We start from the raw sequence: 15168 nt of genomic DNA, 5'->3' as shown, positions 1-15168 counted from the left end.
GAGCAAGCTCTTAATCCATTCGCTCGACTTGCATGTATTAGGCACGCCGCCAGCGTTCATCCTGAGCCAGGATCAAACTCTCCAATAAAGTTAGTTTGTCTAGCATCTAAAAATAAAAATTGACGTTTCACGTTGTTTGTTTCGTTTAGTTTTCAAAGTTCGACGTCGCGTTTCAGCGACTTTTATAATTTAACATTTCGACTTGAATCTGTCAACAACTTTTTTCTTTCGTTCCTGACGACGCTTATTAATTTACCATATTACTAATCGATAAGTCAACGCTTTTTAAAAAAATGCCAAAATAAATTTATCTTGGCATTATATATAGCTTAATAATCACTAATGCAGCAACACCTGGCACCCCTAATAAACTTGATACTGTAGCTGTGCCCATGTTAATCGGAATATGAAAATCAAAATATGTCCCTGCAACATTCACAATAAATAGTAACGCTATACCTAAAGTGATATGAAAGAGTGTTTTCCCTATAAAACGTATTGGTTTAGCAGAAACACCAAAAACAAGAAAAATAAAAACCAAAGCAAGAATGCCAACAATAATAATTGTAGAATTCATTTTTTCCTCCTTATGAATGACCTATACATATCCATTTGTATGGGACAAGACAATAAAAAAGAACATCTATAAAATAACTCCTACCACTTCATCTTTATAACCTTTAATCAGTAATATTTCTTCTAAGCACTAACAATTAGATACAACTAATTCCATTCCCACCTTTTCTTTCTCCTCTTTATATCCCAAAAATAAAGTAGCCCTGTTACTCACAAATAAATCGATAAAAAGCAAAAGGTCCTGCTTTAAAAAGCAGGACCTTTTACCATTGTCCCATTTTCACAGGACGACGTTTTGCTTCTTTTAACAAGAAAAAATATTTCGCTTCTGCTATTTTTAAAGAACAAAGTACATCTTGAGACGGCTCAACACTTTGTTCAACCAGTCTCTTCTGACGTAGCCATTCATTCTTTACCTTTTCTAATAATACAATTAACTTATCGTCATACTCTTTACGCAACTTACCCTTTTTTTGAAAGAACATTTTCCCTTCTCCTCTTATATCTCTCTACGGCCTTCTAAAGCTTTCGATAGTGTTACTTCATCTGCATATTCTAAATCTCCACCAACCGGTAGACCATGTGCAATACGAGTTACTTTAATTCCTGTTGGCTTTAAGAGGCGGGATATGTACATCGCTGTAGCTTCCCCTTCAATATTAGGGTTTGTTGCTAATATCACTTCTTGTACTGCTTCATCTTGTAGTCTCTTTAATAACTGCGGGATATTAATATCCTCAGGTCCAATTCCCTCCATTGGAGAAATAGCACCACGCAAAACATGATATACACCTTGATATTCTTTCATTTTTTCCATCGCAATTACATCTTTCGGCTCTTGTACTACACAAACAACCGATTGATCTCTATGCGAATCGTCACAAATATAACAAGGATCACGGTCAGTGATATGCCCGCATATAGAACAATACGCTAAATCTCGCTTCGCATTCACAAGCGCTTTTGCAAAACCTAACACATCATCCTCTTTCATATCTAACACGAAGAATGCCAATCGAACCGCCGTTTTCGGTCCGATTCCTGGCAACTTCATAAAACTATCGATTAATTTTGATATTGGTTCTGGATAATGCATATATCAATATCCTCCTAGAACATTCCACCTGGTAAGTTCAAACCTTTTGTAAATTTGCCCATTGTAGAATTTGAAAGTTCATCAACCTTTTTAAGTGCATCATTCGTTGCAGCTAATACTAAGTCTTGTAACATTTCAATATCTTCTGGATCTACAACTTCTTCTTTAATTTTCACTTCAAGAACTTGCTTATGGCCATTTGCGATAACAGTAACCATTCCGCCGCCAGCTGTACCTTCAACTGTTTTGTCGCCAAGCTCTTCTTGTGCCTTTGCCATGTCTTTTTGCATCTTTTGCATTTGTTTCATCATATTATTCATATTTCCCATTCCGCCACGCATCATAATTAATTCCTCCTCATTATTATTACTCTTTTATTTCAATAAGTTCTTGCCCTACTAATTTTACAGCCTCTTCTATCAGAGGATCTTCTTTTTGTTCTGGGCTTTCTTCAGAATCCCCGCCTTCGCGTTGTAAAAAGTCTTCACGAATTTTACCCCATTCACTTTTGGGGATAGCAATCATATTTAACCTTTTACTTAACAATTCAAAAAGAGTTTGTTCCAATGTATCCATTGCTTCTCGATTTTCACTGGCCATTTTGCAATGAATCTCATATTGAAATGCTAACACATAGGTATCATCCGAAGCCGCAACTGGTTCACTATTTTCTAATAAAACAGCAAATGCTACTTTGTTATGTGACTTGAGCCTTCCTAACAACTCACCCCATACAGCTTTTAACTGTTCTAAATCTTGACGCTTCGCTTGCTTTAACACTTCATTCACACGTCCAACAGGAATTTTCATACTTCCTGTTCGTACCGGTTTTGGTGTTGCCCGCGTCTCTCTTACTTCCTGCTGCACGCCAGCTGGCACGCCATTCTTTTTAACTTGCTCTAACTCTTTCTCCAGCTGCTGCATCCTGTTGATAATCGCTTGTAAACGATCTGCGCCGTTTGCTTGCATCATAAACTGCTGACACAGTTGCACCATAACAACTTCCAGGAAAATCCTTGGATGGTTTGTCCACTTCATCTCCTGTTGTCCCTTACTAAGGGTATGAATAATTTCATAGATTACTTCCGGTTGCATTTCTTCACTTAACGTACGGAATTGATCATCTACAATTACTCGTTCCAACATATGTTCTAATTGTGGTGAAGTTTGATATAAAAGCATATCACGATAGTAGTAAATGAAATCCTCCATAAAGCGAACTGGATCTTTCCCTTTACTCATCATCTCATCTATAATACGTAACGCTCTTGATACATCGTTTTCACGTATACATTCTACCAGGTCACCTAAATATCGCTGAGATACAGATCCTGTTACAGCTAAAACATCTTCACTCGTCACCGTCTCATCACTATAAGAAATAGCTTGATCGATAAGACTGAGCGCGTCACGCATACCACCTTCAGCAGCACGAGCTACGATTTGTAACGCTTCATCTTCTACTTGCGTACCTTCATTTGTCACGACCGTCGATAACCTCTCAACGATATCATTTACTGATATCTTTCGAAATTCAAAACGCTGACAACGTGAAATAATTGTAGCTGGAATCTTATGCGGCTCTGTTGTCGCCAGAATAAAAATAACATGTCCTGGCGGCTCTTCTAAAGTTTTTAAAAGCGCATTAAAGGCACCCATAGAAAGCATGTGAACTTCATCAATAATGTATACTTTATATCCTACAGCACTTGGAGCATATTTTACTTTATCTCTTATATCTCGAATTTCATCTACACCGTTATTTGAAGCCGCATCAATTTCTAATACATCTGAAATAGACCCCTGTGTAATTCCTAAACAAGAAGGACATTCATTACAAGGTTCAGCTACCGGGGCATGTTCACAGTTAATTGCCTTTGCAAATACTTTTGCAATTGTCGTTTTCCCTGTTCCCCTCGGACCAGAAAACAAATAAGCATGTGAAGCTTTCTCTTGAAGAAGGGCATTTTGCAACGTTTTTGTCACGTGCTTTTGACCGACTACATCTTCGAATTTTTGCGGTCTCCATGTTCGGTATAACGCTTGGTATGACACGAAAATACGGCCTCCCTCAAAGGTTATTATCTTATTTATTATAACCCATTCTGTTTATAGATTCCAAAAGTTATTTTCCATACAAAAAACCCACCTTTATATTAAGGTGAGTTTTGTATACATATATAACTGCCGTGCACCTTCTGTCGATTACGTACCATAAGCGTTACTCAAGCAGTTAGCTCGGTTCAGGCACTCCTGCGGCACACGAGAAAACCCGCTTATTGCTGCTTCCTTCCGGACCTGACAAGGTTCACGGGGTCCCGTTGCGCAGGACCCAAACGTCAACACCACTTACTTAAGGCAGGCCTTACAGCAGCATAACCTCGAGAAGGGATTCGGCCTCGCTAGAGCGGATTGCGAGTATAGGGCACCGCTACCTCCCCGCTTAGCACGGCAAAGTTAAAACCAATATTCGGTTGCCTCGGATAAGGCATTATCAGTATAACTTGTTTTTTTACAAAATGCAAATACGTTAGTTACCATTACTTTTCTCTAGTTTTTTCGCTTCTTTTCTTTTCTTACGAAGCTCCCTAAAAAAAATCGTTAACAACGTACCACATTCCTCTTCAAGTACACCAGCCACTACTTCACACTGATGATTAAAACGCTCATCAGTTAAAAGATTCATCAATGTACCTGCACATCCACCTTTCGGATCGCTCGCGCCATATACAACCCTTTTTACACGCGATAAAACAATTCCCCCTGCACACATTGGACAAGGTTCTAATGTTACATATAAAGTTGCATCTTCTAAACGCCATGTCCCTAATTTTTTGCAAGCTTCATCAATAGCTAAGAGCTCGGCGTGAGCTATTGATCTCTGTTCAGTTTCTCTTAAGTTATGTGCGACACTAATCACTTCACCATCTAGCACAATTACAGCACCAATTGGTACCTCTTGTATCGCCTCCGCCTTCTTCGCTTCCTCTATTGCTAACTGCATAAAATATATATCTCGCTCCATAATATAGTCCTTTCCCCAAAAATAAAATACACTTTTTCATTTCTTGCAGATGGGATAACTTTTGCAAATTCAATCCAACCTAAAGAAGAAAGAGAGGGAATTACATATGAAAAATACTGCCTTACTCATTATCGATATGATTAATGATTTTCAATTCTCCCACGGGCCCATCCTGGCACAGAAATGTGAAATTATAAAGAACCCCATTTTACAATTAAAGGACACCATGAAATCATTGGGCTATCCAATAATTTATATCAATGATCACTATCAACTTTGGAGATCTGACATTGATCAACTTATTACTCATTGTACAAATGAATATAGTAAAAATATTATCGAGGCCATTGCTCCGCATACTGACGATTACATTTTTATTAAACCACATTACTCTGCTTTTTATGAAACACCTTTGAATTCTTTATTAGGTTATTTAAAAATCGAAAATCTCATTTTAACAGGAATTGCTGGGAACATATGCATCCTTTTTACAGCTAACGATGCCCATATGAGAAATTATACAATTTATGTACCACAGGATTGCATCGCTTCTAACAACGAGCAAGATAATGAACATGCTTTAAAAATAATGGAAGCCACATTAAAGGCAAATATTGTACCCTCATCCCAAATAAAATTTAGCTAATACATATCTATTTTCTAACTTTTTATATCAAATTAGTCCGTTCGCTCCCCTCTTGTGCTACAATAATTCTGTTTTGTGTTTTTAGTAGTCACGGTAAATCACTGATTGAAAGGAGGAAACAGCGTGACCGGAGTACCATTTATCACGGTTGAAGGACCAATTGGTGTTGGAAAAACTTCACTTGCGAAGGAACTTTCAACTCACATGCAACTCCACTTACTAAAAGAGATTGTTGATGAAAATCCTTTTTTAGGAAAATTCTACAAAGACATCGACGAATGGAGTTTTCAAACAGAGATGTTCTTTCTTTGTAATAGATACAAACAACTAGAGGATATTAACATAAAGTATTTGAATCAAAGGAAGCCTGTAGTAGCAGATTATCATATATTTAAAAATTTAATTTTTGCATCCCGTACATTAAAAGATTCTCAATATGACAAGTACATGCAAATTTATCGCATTCTTACGCAAGATATGCCTGTACCAAATGTCATCGTTTATTTAACAGCGAGCCTAGAAACATTACAAAAACGAATTACGATACGCGGAAGAGAATTCGAAAAAAATATGGACCCAAATTACTTGCTACAGCTTACAAAAGATTACGAAACAGCAATGGATGCTTTCAAAAAAGACCATCCAGATATTCCAGTATTGAAATTTAATGGAGACGATATGGATTTTGTAAAAAATCCTGATGATTTAAATGTCATCTTATCCGCTCTTCAAAATACTCTCTTGAAGGAGTCGAAATAACAATGAATTTAAGGCAAAAATATGATATACCAAATGATGCAGTTATCACTATTGCTGGAACAGTAGGTGTCGGTAAATCAACTATGACAACTGCATTAGCTAACGCTTTAGGTTATCGTACATCTTTTGAAAAAGTAGATTCCAACCCATATTTGGACAAGTTCTATGCTGATTTCACACGCTGGAGCTTTCACTTACAAGTGTACTTTTTAGCAGAACGATTTAAAGAACAAAAAAGAATTTTTGAATATGGTGGCGGTTTTGTTCAAGACCGTTCTATCTATGAGGACACTGGTATTTTCGCAAAGATGCATCACGAAAAGGGTACAATGACTGAAACTGATTATGAAACATACAAAGGTTTATTTGATGCTATGGTCATGACTCCTTACTTCCCTCATCCAGACTTATTAATTTACCTAGAAGGTTCGTTTGATGATATTGTCGATCGTATTCAAGAACGAGGACGTCCAATGGAACAGCAAACACCAATTGAGTATTGGAAAGAGATGCATGGACGTTACGATAACTGGATTAATAACTTTAATTCATGCCCTGTTTTACGATTAAACATTAATGAATACGATATTTTAAAAGATGACGATTCAATCGAACCAATCATTAAAAAAATTGGACATTTTTTAAAACAAACACGTAAACTTGTAAAATAAAAAACCCGTGCATATGCACGGGTTTTCCTATGAAATTACTTTTTCTTTTTCGTCGGAGCAATAATTTCACTCTCTGGTTTTCCAGCATTAATACGCTGACGAACAGTACTTGTACTAATATCATATGTTTCAGCAATCTCTTTAACAGTCATTTCTTTCCCATTAATTACTGCTGTTAGTAATTTACCTGTACGTTTTGGAGTTACCTCTTTTTGCACAGCTGGTTTTTCAGCTTCTTTTGGCACCTCTACTTTTTTTGCAACCTGTTTTACATCACAAGTGCAACCACAAAGTTTACGGAATGTATCATCACTAATAATGCGCGACACATTTGCACCACTGTTTAAAATTCTATTGTTCTTACAGACAGGACATTGTACATAATATAAAGTTTTTCCATCTAAAGGAAACGTTTGTATAATAAGATCCATGTTAACTCCTTTCATATCTATGAAGATAATCATCGGAATATGAGTGTGTAATAAGGACACTATATCCTTACATCATACTTTATGATTGGTTTTAAAATAAAAACTCGTTACGTGTTGGTAACGAGTTCTCCAATCTCCACTTATATGCGCTGTTGTCAATTATATCTGGAGGAGGTAGAGGGATTCGAACCCCCGCGCGACTCTCGCCGCCTGTCGGTTTTCAAGACCGATCCCTTCAGCCAGACTTGGGTATACCTCCATATTGACATCAAATATAATATCAAAAGAAAAACAGTTAGTCAACCCTACTATAATAAATTATGAGGAAAGGAAAATTTTACTTTCCCTCTCCTTTATGACACTGCTGACAACGCCCATAATTACCAATCACTCATACCGATGAATGTTTTAACTTATTTAATAACTGTTTTTCCTCCCATATAAGGGCGAAGAACTTCTGGAATTATAATTGTACCATCTTCTTGTTGGTAGTTCTCTAAAATAGCTGCCACTGTACGTCCAATTGCAAGACCAGATCCATTTAGTGTATGAACATGTTCCGGTTTGCCATTTGGCTCACGGCGGAAACGGATATTCGCGCGTCTCGCTTGGAAGGCCTCAAAATTACTACAAGAAGAAATTTCACGATATGTGCCATAGCTTGGAATCCACACTTCAATATCGTATTTCTTCGCTGCTGTAAATCCTAAATCTCCTGTGCACATGCTCATAACGCGATATGGCAACTCTAATAATTGTAACACGCGTTCTGCATCATTTGTTAATTTTTCTAACTCTTCATAAGAATCTTCTGGTTTTACGAACTTCACAAGCTCCACTTTATTAAACTGATGCTGACGGATTAAACCACGTGTATCACGACCAGCTGAACCTGCTTCAGAACGGAAACATGAGCTAAATGCCGCATATCGTATAGGCAATTGCTCTTTACTTAAAATCTCATCACGATGCATATTTGTTACAGGTACTTCAGCTGTTGGAATTAAGAAGTAATCCTCACTTTCAATACGGAATGCATCTTCTTCAAACTTCGGAAGTTGTCCTGTTCCTGTCATACTTGCACGGTTCACCATATACGGAGGTAATACTTCTTCATATCCATGCTCGTCAGTATGAAGATCAAGCATAAAGCTAATTAAAGCACGCTCTAATCTTGCGCCAGCACCTTTGTAAAATACGAAGCGGCTTCCTGTTACTTTCCCCGCACGTTCAAAATCTAAAATTCCTAAATCAGTAGCAAGATCCCAATGTGGTTTTGGTTCATAAGTAAATTCTTTCACTTCTCCCCAAGTACGTGCTACTACATTATCATCCTCTGTCTCGCCAACTGGAGCAGATTCATGAGGGATATTCGGAATAGATAACATTAATCTTTCTAAGTCTTCTTCAACTGTACGAAGTTCATTATCAAGATCTTTTACTTTCTCCCCAACTTCACGCATTTCTAGAATTAGAGCTTCCGCATCTTTCTTTTCACGCTTCAATACAGAGATTTGTTGAGATACTTCGTTACGTTTACTTTTTAGTTCCTCTGTTTGAACAAGTAACTCTCTTCTTCTCGTATCCAGTTCTTCAAAGCGACCAAAATCAGTTAAATCTTCGCCTCTATGCTGTAATTTTGCTTTTACTTCTTCAAAATTCGTACGTAAAAATTTAATATCAAGCATTATATACTCCTCCTTTTATTTTATAAAACACAAAAAACTCCCGTCCCTATACAAAGGGACGGGAGTTTACCCGCGTTGCCACCCTAGTTGAAAGCATTACCGCTTTCCTCTCAAGTAGAAATAACGGCTCTTCACCGGGAATGCTTACTAATCAAAAGATATTCCACATTCCATTCCAGGATGGATTCACAAACTGTTTCTATCGATTTCCACCAACCATCGACTCTCTATAAAAAACAACATTTGTTACTACTTCCTATCAACACGCTTATTTTATAAAATTGTTATCATCAATTTACTATAATCTTATACAAGTTGCAAGTTACTTATACAACTTTTTTCATTTTCGCTTCTTTTACCATTTCTACAAAGTATGCTGTTACACGATGATCGTCCGTTAATTCTGGATGGAAAGAAGCAGCTAAAAACTGACCTTGTCTTACCGCTACCATTCGATCGCCATGCGTAGAAAGTACTTCAACATCATCAGCTACATTTACAACATACGGAGCACGGATAAATACACCAACAAAGTCTTCTCCCACACCTTTCATTGAAAGTGCAGCTTCAAAACTATCCTTTTGGCGTCCAAACGCATTGCGCTCAACGGTAATATCCATAGCACCAATATGTGCTTCTTCATAGCCAATAAGTGTTTTTGCAAGTAGAATCATACCTGCACATGTACCAAACATTGGTTTACCAGACTTCGCGAATGTACGAAGTGGTTCCATGAAAGCATACTTATCAATAAGACGGCGCATTGTTGTACTCTCACCGCCTGGTAAAATAAGACCATCAATCTCTTCAAGTTGCTCTATACGCTTTACAACAACAGCTTCTGCACCACTTGCCTCAACTGATTTTACATGCTCACGAACTGCACCTTGAAGACCTAGTACACCGATTTTCACCATTTTAAAGTTCTCCTTCAATTACCATCCACGCTCTTGCATGCGTTGTTCTGGTAATAACGTTGAAATTTCGATACCTTTCATCGCATTACCTAATCCTTTAGAAAGGCTTGCAATTAGTTCGTAATCCTCATAATGAGTCGTCGCTTCAACGATTGCGCGTGCAAATTTCTCTGGATTCTCTGATTTGAAGATACCAGATCCAACAAATACACCATCAGCACCAAGTTGCATCATTAACGCTGCATCTGCGGGTGTTGCTACACCACCTGCTGCAAAGTTTACAACTGGCAGGCGACCAAGGCGTTTAATTTCAAGTAGTACTTCATAAGGAGCACCAGTATTTTTTGCATATGTCATTAACTCATCTTCACGTAGACTTGCAACTTGACGGATTTCTGCATTGACTTGGCGCATATGACGCACTGCCTCTACAATGTTTCCTGTTCCAGGCTCACCTTTTGTACGAAGCATAGATGCACCTTCTGCAATACGACGTGCAGCTTCTCCGATATCACGGCAACCACATACAAACGGAACTGTGTAATCACGTTTATTTAAATGGTATACTTCATCAGCAGGAGTTAATACTTCACTCTCATCGATATAGTCTACCCCTAATGATTCTAATACACGTGCTTCTACAAGGTGACCGATACGGCATTTTGCCATAACCGGAATTGACACAGCACCCATAACTTCTTCAACAATTGTTGGATCTGCCATACGAGAAACGCCACCTGCTGCACGAATATCTGCAGGTACACGCTCTAATGCCATAACAGCAACTGCGCCTGCCTCTTCTGCAATCCTTGCTTGCTCAGCGTTAACTACGTCCATAATAACGCCGCCTTTTTGCATTTCTGCCATTCCACGTTTTACACGTTCTGTCCCTGTTACATTTGTCATGTACAAAAACCCCCCTAGGTGAATTGCTTTCCCCGTTAAAGAAGAAAATTAAGAATACTCTTACATTCTACCACTAACTATCTGATGCTTGTCCACTACTTTTTCATAAAGTCGGTATGAAAAATAGGAATAAGAAAAAGCTCCTACAATGAGGAGCTTTTAAAACCAACCTTTTACTGTATCAACAGCACTATTCCACATACCACTAAAGAAAGAACCAATTCCGCGCATAGAACGTGTGAACCAGCCTGCCTCTTCTACTTCAGATTTTGCTACAAGGTCTACTTGTAATGATTTTCCTGATAAAAATCCAGGGTCATTACTATCTTTAGACGTTACAACCATTTGGCCAAGTGCAACTCCCTTTTTCATCGGTGCTTCTTGTCCCTTATTTCCTTCTTTAAATTCTGTTTTATAAACATCTTTACTTCCCTTTGGCACCGGAAGTGAAACAGCTTGCTTCGTTTGAACTGCTACATCTTTATCTTTCGCATTTTCAACTCTTACTGTTTCTTTTCCTTTGACCGAAGAACCTTTTTCATACATTTTCTTCATTTCAAAGTTAGCAAAGCCATAATCATATAATTTCTTCGTCTCATCAAATCTTGCTGTATGAGATTTTGTTTTAATAACTACAGAAATGAAACGCATACCATTTCTTTCAATCGTACCAGTAAAACAATCTCCCGCTTCTGGAGTTGATCCTGTTTTCAGGCCATCTACGCCTTCATATTCCTTAACTAACCCTTTTAACATCCAGTTCCAGTTAGGCATTTCGATCCGATCCGGAGTGCCTTCACGGAATACTTTTTTTGAAATTTTTGCTATGTCTAATGTTTTAGGGAAATCTTGAATAAGACGTTGTGCTAAAATTGCTACATCTCTCGCAGACATTTTATTTTCTTCATCTGGAGTTGTCCCTTCAGGATGGTGTCCTTTTAAATCTTTGTTCGTTAAGCCTGTAGAATTTACAAACTTATAATTTTTTAATCCAAACTCTTTCGACTTATCATTCATCATTTTTACAAAGTCTACTTCTTTTCCAGCAACTGCTTCAGCTAACGCTATTGTTGCACCATTAGCAGAATAAATTGCCATTGCTTCGTATAGCTCTTTTACTGTATAAGACTCACCGTTTCGTAGAGGCACATTCGATAATGAACGATCTTGCGAAATGTTATACGCATATTCGGAAACCTTAACTTTTTGGTCCCATTTTAGTTTCCCTTTCGCAACAGCCTCATTCACTAGGTATTCACTCATCATTTTTGTCATACTAGCAATTGATAATAACTCATCTGCATTTTTTTGATATAAAATCTTCCCAGAATTCGCTTCTACTAAAATTGCCGCACCTGCTTCAATGTTTAAAGCGGCTCCTGTTTCTGCTGATGCATTGCTATATGGTACAAGCATGCTACAAGCTATTGTAAGCACTGTTACCAACGCAATGAATCTTTTGCAAAACATACCTTTCACTTTTGCTACCCCCAATATCTATGTACTCACATAACCGTTATTCTAACATAATCAAAAAAAAATAGACAGAGATATCAAATCTCCGTCTATTTACATATAAGACATTATAATGAGTAGTTTGGAGCCTCTTTTGTAATCTGTACGTGATGAGGATGGCTTTCACGTAAACCAGCACCCGACATACGAATGAACTGCGCATTCTCACGTAAGAATTCTAAATCCTGTGCTCCGCAGTATCCCATACCTGCACGTAATCCACCAACTAATTGATGAACTGTATCTGCTAAAGGCCCTTTATATGGTACTCGTCCTTCAATACCTTCTGGAACAAGTTTTTTGTTTCCTTCTTGGAAGTAGCGATCTTTACTTCCTTTTTCCATTGCTCCAACAGAACCCATTCCACGGTATACTTTAAATTGACGACCTTGGTAAATTTCAGTTTCTCCAGGGCTTTCAGCTACACCAGCAAACATACTACCTAACATAACAACGTGTGCTCCTGCCGCTAAAGCTTTAACCATATCACCAGAGTACTTAACACCGCCATCTGCAATAACTGGAATGCCGTGTTTACGAGCTTCAGTTGCACAATCATAAACTGCTGTTAATTGTGGTACACCAACTCCAGCTACAACACGCGTTGTACAAATAGAACCTGGTCCAATACCAACTTTAACTACATTTGCACCAGCTTCTATTAATGCTTTCGTCGCTTCAGCTGTAGCAACATTTCCAGCAATAATATTTAGTGCTGGATATTTTGCGCGAACTTCTTTTACTTTTTCAATAACACCTTGAGAATGTCCATGAGCTGTATCAAGTACAATTGCATCTACACTCGCTTTTACTAATGCATCGATACGAAGCATTGCATCAGCCGTTACACCAACTGCTGCTCCAACCAATAAGCGTCCTTGCTTATCTTTTGCAGAGTTTGGAAATTCAATTACTTTTTCAATATCTTTTATTGTAATAAGCCCTTGTAATACACCGCTATTATCAACAAGAGGAAGCTTTTCAATTTTATACTTTTGTAGGATCTTTTCAGCTTCTCCTAGTGTAGTACCAACTGGGGCTGTAATTAACTGTTCTTTTGTCATTACGTCAGAAATTTTGATTGAGTAGTCTTGGATGAAGCGCATATCACGGTTTGTAATAATACCAACTAATTTTCGCTCATCTAAATTATTTACAACTGGTACACCTGAGATGCGGTATTTTCCCATAAGATGTTCCGCATCATATACTTGATGTTCTGGAGTTAAAAAGAATGGATCTGAAATAACGCCGCTTTCAGAGCGTTTTACTTTGTCAACTTGCTCTGCCTGGTGCTCAATAGACATATTCTTATGAATGATTCCCAAACCGCCTTGACGAGCCATTGCAATAGCCATATCAGCTTCTGTTACTGTATCCATTCCTGCACTAATTAACGGGATGTTTAACTGTAAGCTTTCAGATAAAACTGTTTTAACACTTACTTCTCTTGGTAATATATCTGACTTTGCTGGTACAAGTAATACATCATCAAAAGTCAAACCTTCTTTAACAAATTTAGATTCCCACATAATTGTTCCCCCCATAATACCAGAAATTATTATTAGTAGCTTATCAATTGGTTAAAATACTGTCAAGGACGTATATATATGTTAGAATTTTTAGACAATAAAAGGAGCGTAATATATGCATCAAACACATTGTACTTGGCAGCAATTAAGTTTCTTCTTTTCATCTCAAAATGTACAACGTTATCTTGCCCGTTGTTATGAAAAATCCTCTATACAAGATGCTGAAAAAAAAAGTTTTGAAAATTGTTATCCCTTTATTTACTACTTAGAACACGGGAAAAATTATTATGAATTATATAAGGTAGCCCCCTTTTCCATTCAGCCCATGTTGTTGTTTTATGGGATTAGTCAACTGTTTAAGGCTTGCTTACTAACGATTGATCCGAACTATCCCGAATCAACAACCGTTTTAGCGCATGGAGTTACAACACGTAAAAGAAAAAAACAAGGGTATCAATTTTTAGAAGATGAGGTGAAAATACAGAAAAATGGATTGTTTTCTCATGCTGCAGAACAACTGTTTCACATGAAACACTTGGAAACAGAAAAGTTTAATATGTTAGAGCTAATGGGAAAAATCCCTGAGTTGCAACATTTATTTCGCTATAGTCAAAAAGGAACAACATTATATAAAATCGATTCAACAAATAAAAATGAGCTCTCCTTTTCAGTCAACATACTAGATCGACTACATATGACTAAAGAGAGATTTTCTCGTTACATCGAAACTGCTTGTAAGCATTTATCAATACAACACGTACCTGAGAAAAATAATGAATTAAATTTGTTTTTTTCGGCACCTATTCAATCATGGAATCCTATGTATAGTACACCTTTATACTACGAGCATCTTACTGACACTTATTATTTACCACTTACAACCGAACCTAGAAACTCTAAACCAGTGTTGCCTGAGCTCCTTGTTCACTATTTACTGCTCTATAATTTAAGCATGATTTCTAGGTATGAAACAGATTGGTGGTATGACTTACTTGGAAGCTATGGCTCTGAAGATTATCCATTTATTTATCAGTTTCTCAATATTTCTGCTCAAAAAATCCCTTACTATATTTCAGCATTTTTACTAACGGAATCCAACCTATTTCATGGGAAATAAAAAAACACGAGTCAAATGACTCGTGTTTTTATCTTGCTTGGCGAAGTCCTACTCTCACAGGGACAAGGTCCCAACTACCATCGGCGCTAGAGAGCTTAACTTCCGTGTTCGGTATGGGAACGGGTGTGACCTCTCTGCCATCATCACCAAACTATTGAAGGCATATTCCTTCAAAACTAGATAACATTTGCTTCATATTATATGGTTAAGTCCTCGATCTATTAGTATTCGTCAGCTCCACATGTCACCATGCTTCCACCTCGAACCTATCAACCTGATCATCTTTCAG

16 protein-coding genes, 1 tRNA gene, 3 rRNA genes, 1 other RNA gene and 1 other annotated feature are annotated in these 15168 nt (G+C 37.5%); of the genes, 4 read left to right on the top strand and 17 right to left on the bottom strand.

Going from position 1 to position 15168, the window contains the following annotated elements:
- The 8 genes from BWGOE10_RS00105 to tadA form a co-directional block, all read right to left on the bottom strand.
- Positions 1–88, bottom strand: a 16S ribosomal RNA gene (locus tag BWGOE10_RS00105); the annotation flags it as partial.
- Positions 89–307: 219 nt separating this feature from the next.
- Positions 308–577 carry a pro-sigmaK processing inhibitor BofA family protein gene (locus tag BWGOE10_RS00100; RefSeq protein ID WP_070140492.1) on the bottom strand — a complete coding sequence of 90 codons (270 nt, stop codon included), beginning with the start codon at positions 575–577 and terminating at the stop codon, positions 308–310.
- A gap of 262 nt (positions 578–839) precedes the next feature.
- Complete coding sequence (locus tag BWGOE10_RS00095) at positions 840–1061, bottom strand: YaaL family protein (protein WP_070140491.1); 222 nt, start codon at positions 1059–1061, stop codon at positions 840–842.
- A 14-nt stretch (positions 1062–1075) separates the two neighbouring features.
- Entirely contained in the window at positions 1076–1672 is a 597-nt protein-coding gene (gene recR, locus BWGOE10_RS00090) for a recombination protein RecR (RefSeq protein ID WP_070140490.1), read from the bottom strand.
- Positions 1673–1686: 14 nt separating this feature from the next.
- Positions 1687–2013 carry a YbaB/EbfC family nucleoid-associated protein gene (locus BWGOE10_RS00085; RefSeq protein WP_171903084.1) on the bottom strand — a complete coding sequence of 109 codons (327 nt, stop codon included), beginning with the start codon at positions 2011–2013 and terminating at the stop codon, positions 1687–1689.
- Between the two features lie 25 nt (positions 2014–2038).
- Positions 2039–3727: a DNA polymerase III subunit gamma/tau gene (gene dnaX / locus BWGOE10_RS00080; protein WP_070140488.1), complete on the bottom strand. Its 1689-nt coding sequence runs from the start codon at positions 3725–3727 to the stop codon at positions 2039–2041.
- Between the two features lie 132 nt (positions 3728–3859).
- Positions 3860–4124, bottom strand: an RNA gene (ffs, locus tag BWGOE10_RS00075) — signal recognition particle sRNA large type.
- 78 nt (positions 4125–4202) lie between these two features.
- Positions 4203–4697 carry a tRNA adenosine(34) deaminase TadA gene (gene tadA, locus BWGOE10_RS00070; RefSeq protein WP_002123533.1) on the bottom strand — a complete coding sequence of 165 codons (495 nt, stop codon included), beginning with the start codon at positions 4695–4697 and terminating at the stop codon, positions 4203–4205.
- 106 nt (positions 4698–4803) lie between these two features.
- Between tadA and BWGOE10_RS00065 the strand changes: the two genes are divergently transcribed.
- The 3 genes from BWGOE10_RS00065 to BWGOE10_RS00055 all read left to right on the top strand — a co-directional run bounded on the left by BWGOE10_RS00065 (position 4804) and on the right by BWGOE10_RS00055 (position 6773).
- A complete protein-coding gene (locus tag BWGOE10_RS00065; RefSeq protein ID WP_070140487.1) occupies positions 4804–5343 on the top strand; it encodes an isochorismatase family cysteine hydrolase in 540 nt (179 codons plus the stop codon).
- 123 nt (positions 5344–5466) lie between these two features.
- Positions 5467–6102: a deoxynucleoside kinase gene (locus tag BWGOE10_RS00060; protein WP_070140486.1), complete on the top strand. Its 636-nt coding sequence runs from the start codon at positions 5467–5469 to the stop codon at positions 6100–6102.
- A gap of 2 nt (positions 6103–6104) precedes the next feature.
- Positions 6105–6773, top strand: a complete 669-nt coding sequence (locus BWGOE10_RS00055) for a deoxynucleoside kinase (RefSeq protein WP_070140485.1) — start codon at positions 6105–6107, stop codon at positions 6771–6773.
- Between the two features lie 35 nt (positions 6774–6808).
- Here the strand turns inward: BWGOE10_RS00055 and BWGOE10_RS00050 are convergent, their stop codons facing one another.
- From BWGOE10_RS00050 to guaB, 7 genes are all read right to left on the bottom strand, one after another.
- Positions 6809–7204, bottom strand: a complete 396-nt coding sequence (locus BWGOE10_RS00050; RefSeq protein ID WP_002107271.1) for a DUF3797 domain-containing protein — start codon at positions 7202–7204, stop codon at positions 6809–6811.
- Between the two features lie 166 nt (positions 7205–7370).
- Positions 7371–7463, bottom strand: a tRNA-Ser gene (locus BWGOE10_RS00045).
- Positions 7464–7617: 154 nt separating this feature from the next.
- Entirely contained in the window at positions 7618–8892 is a 1275-nt protein-coding gene (serS, locus tag BWGOE10_RS00040) for a serine--tRNA ligase (RefSeq protein WP_002107270.1), read from the bottom strand.
- Positions 8893–8943: 51 nt separating this feature from the next.
- Positions 8944–9164 (bottom strand) — a binding site (T-box leader).
- A 54-nt stretch (positions 9165–9218) separates the two neighbouring features.
- Positions 9219–9809, bottom strand: coding sequence for a pyridoxal 5'-phosphate synthase glutaminase subunit PdxT (gene pdxT / locus BWGOE10_RS00035; protein WP_070140484.1), 591 nt, complete (start codon positions 9807–9809; stop codon positions 9219–9221).
- Between the two features lie 18 nt (positions 9810–9827).
- Positions 9828–10715 (bottom strand): pyridoxal 5'-phosphate synthase lyase subunit PdxS, encoded by an 888-nt coding sequence (gene pdxS, locus BWGOE10_RS00030; RefSeq protein WP_070140483.1) that lies wholly within the window; start codon positions 10713–10715, stop codon positions 9828–9830.
- Positions 10716–10874: 159 nt separating this feature from the next.
- Positions 10875–12185, bottom strand: coding sequence for a D-alanyl-D-alanine carboxypeptidase family protein (locus tag BWGOE10_RS00025; protein WP_131798944.1), 1311 nt, complete (start codon positions 12183–12185; stop codon positions 10875–10877).
- A gap of 113 nt (positions 12186–12298) precedes the next feature.
- Positions 12299–13762 carry an IMP dehydrogenase gene (guaB, locus tag BWGOE10_RS00020; RefSeq protein WP_070140481.1) on the bottom strand — a complete coding sequence of 488 codons (1464 nt, stop codon included), beginning with the start codon at positions 13760–13762 and terminating at the stop codon, positions 12299–12301.
- 115 nt (positions 13763–13877) lie between these two features.
- Here guaB and BWGOE10_RS00015 point away from each other — a divergent pair, with 115 nt between their 5' ends.
- Entirely contained in the window at positions 13878–14879 is a 1002-nt protein-coding gene (locus tag BWGOE10_RS00015; protein WP_070140480.1) for a YaaC family protein, read from the top strand.
- Between the two features lie 35 nt (positions 14880–14914).
- Here the strand turns inward: BWGOE10_RS00015 and rrf are convergent.
- Both rrf and BWGOE10_RS00005 read right to left on the bottom strand, forming a co-directional pair.
- Positions 14915–15030: ribosomal RNA gene (gene rrf, locus BWGOE10_RS00010) — 5S ribosomal RNA — on the bottom strand.
- Positions 15031–15080: 50 nt separating this feature from the next.
- Positions 15081–15168, bottom strand: a 23S ribosomal RNA gene (locus BWGOE10_RS00005); the annotation flags it as partial.

Origin of the sequence: Bacillus mycoides, from assembly GCF_001757995.1 — a bacterium.
In the GTDB taxonomy this organism is placed as follows: domain Bacteria; phylum Bacillota; class Bacilli; order Bacillales; family Bacillaceae_G; genus Bacillus_A; species Bacillus_A mycoides_B.
This window is presented reverse-complemented; position numbering and strand designations above follow the sequence as displayed.

Coding starts and splice junctions, on each gene's coding strand:
- BWGOE10_RS00055 (WP_070140485.1), top strand. CDS start 6,105: ATGAATTTAAGGCAAAAATATGATATACCAAATGATGCAGTTATCACT.
- BWGOE10_RS00100 (WP_070140492.1), bottom strand. CDS start 577: ATGAATTCTACAATTATTATTGTTGGCATTCTTGCTTTGGTTTTTATT.
- guaB (WP_070140481.1), bottom strand. CDS start 13,762: ATGTGGGAATCTAAATTTGTTAAAGAAGGTTTGACTTTTGATGATGTA.
- recR (WP_070140490.1), bottom strand. CDS start 1,672: ATGCATTATCCAGAACCAATATCAAAATTAATCGATAGTTTTATGAAG.
- tadA (WP_002123533.1), bottom strand. CDS start 4,697: ATGGAGCGAGATATATATTTTATGCAGTTAGCAATAGAGGAAGCGAAG.
- pdxS (WP_070140483.1), bottom strand. CDS start 10,715: ATGACAAATGTAACAGGGACAGAACGTGTAAAACGTGGAATGGCAGAA.
- serS (WP_002107270.1), bottom strand. CDS start 8,892: ATGCTTGATATTAAATTTTTACGTACGAATTTTGAAGAAGTAAAAGCA.
- pdxT (WP_070140484.1), bottom strand. CDS start 9,809: ATGGTGAAAATCGGTGTACTAGGTCTTCAAGGTGCAGTTCGTGAGCAT.
- BWGOE10_RS00050 (WP_002107271.1), bottom strand. CDS start 7,204: ATGGATCTTATTATACAAACGTTTCCTTTAGATGGAAAAACTTTATAT.
- BWGOE10_RS00015 (WP_070140480.1), top strand. CDS start 13,878: ATGCATCAAACACATTGTACTTGGCAGCAATTAAGTTTCTTCTTTTCA.
- BWGOE10_RS00085 (WP_171903084.1), bottom strand. CDS start 2,013: ATGCGTGGCGGAATGGGAAATATGAATAATATGATGAAACAAATGCAA.
- BWGOE10_RS00095 (WP_070140491.1), bottom strand. CDS start 1,061: ATGTTCTTTCAAAAAAAGGGTAAGTTGCGTAAAGAGTATGACGATAAG.
- BWGOE10_RS00025 (WP_131798944.1), bottom strand. CDS start 12,185: ATGTTTTGCAAAAGATTCATTGCGTTGGTAACAGTGCTTACAATAGCT.
- BWGOE10_RS00065 (WP_070140487.1), top strand. CDS start 4,804: ATGAAAAATACTGCCTTACTCATTATCGATATGATTAATGATTTTCAA.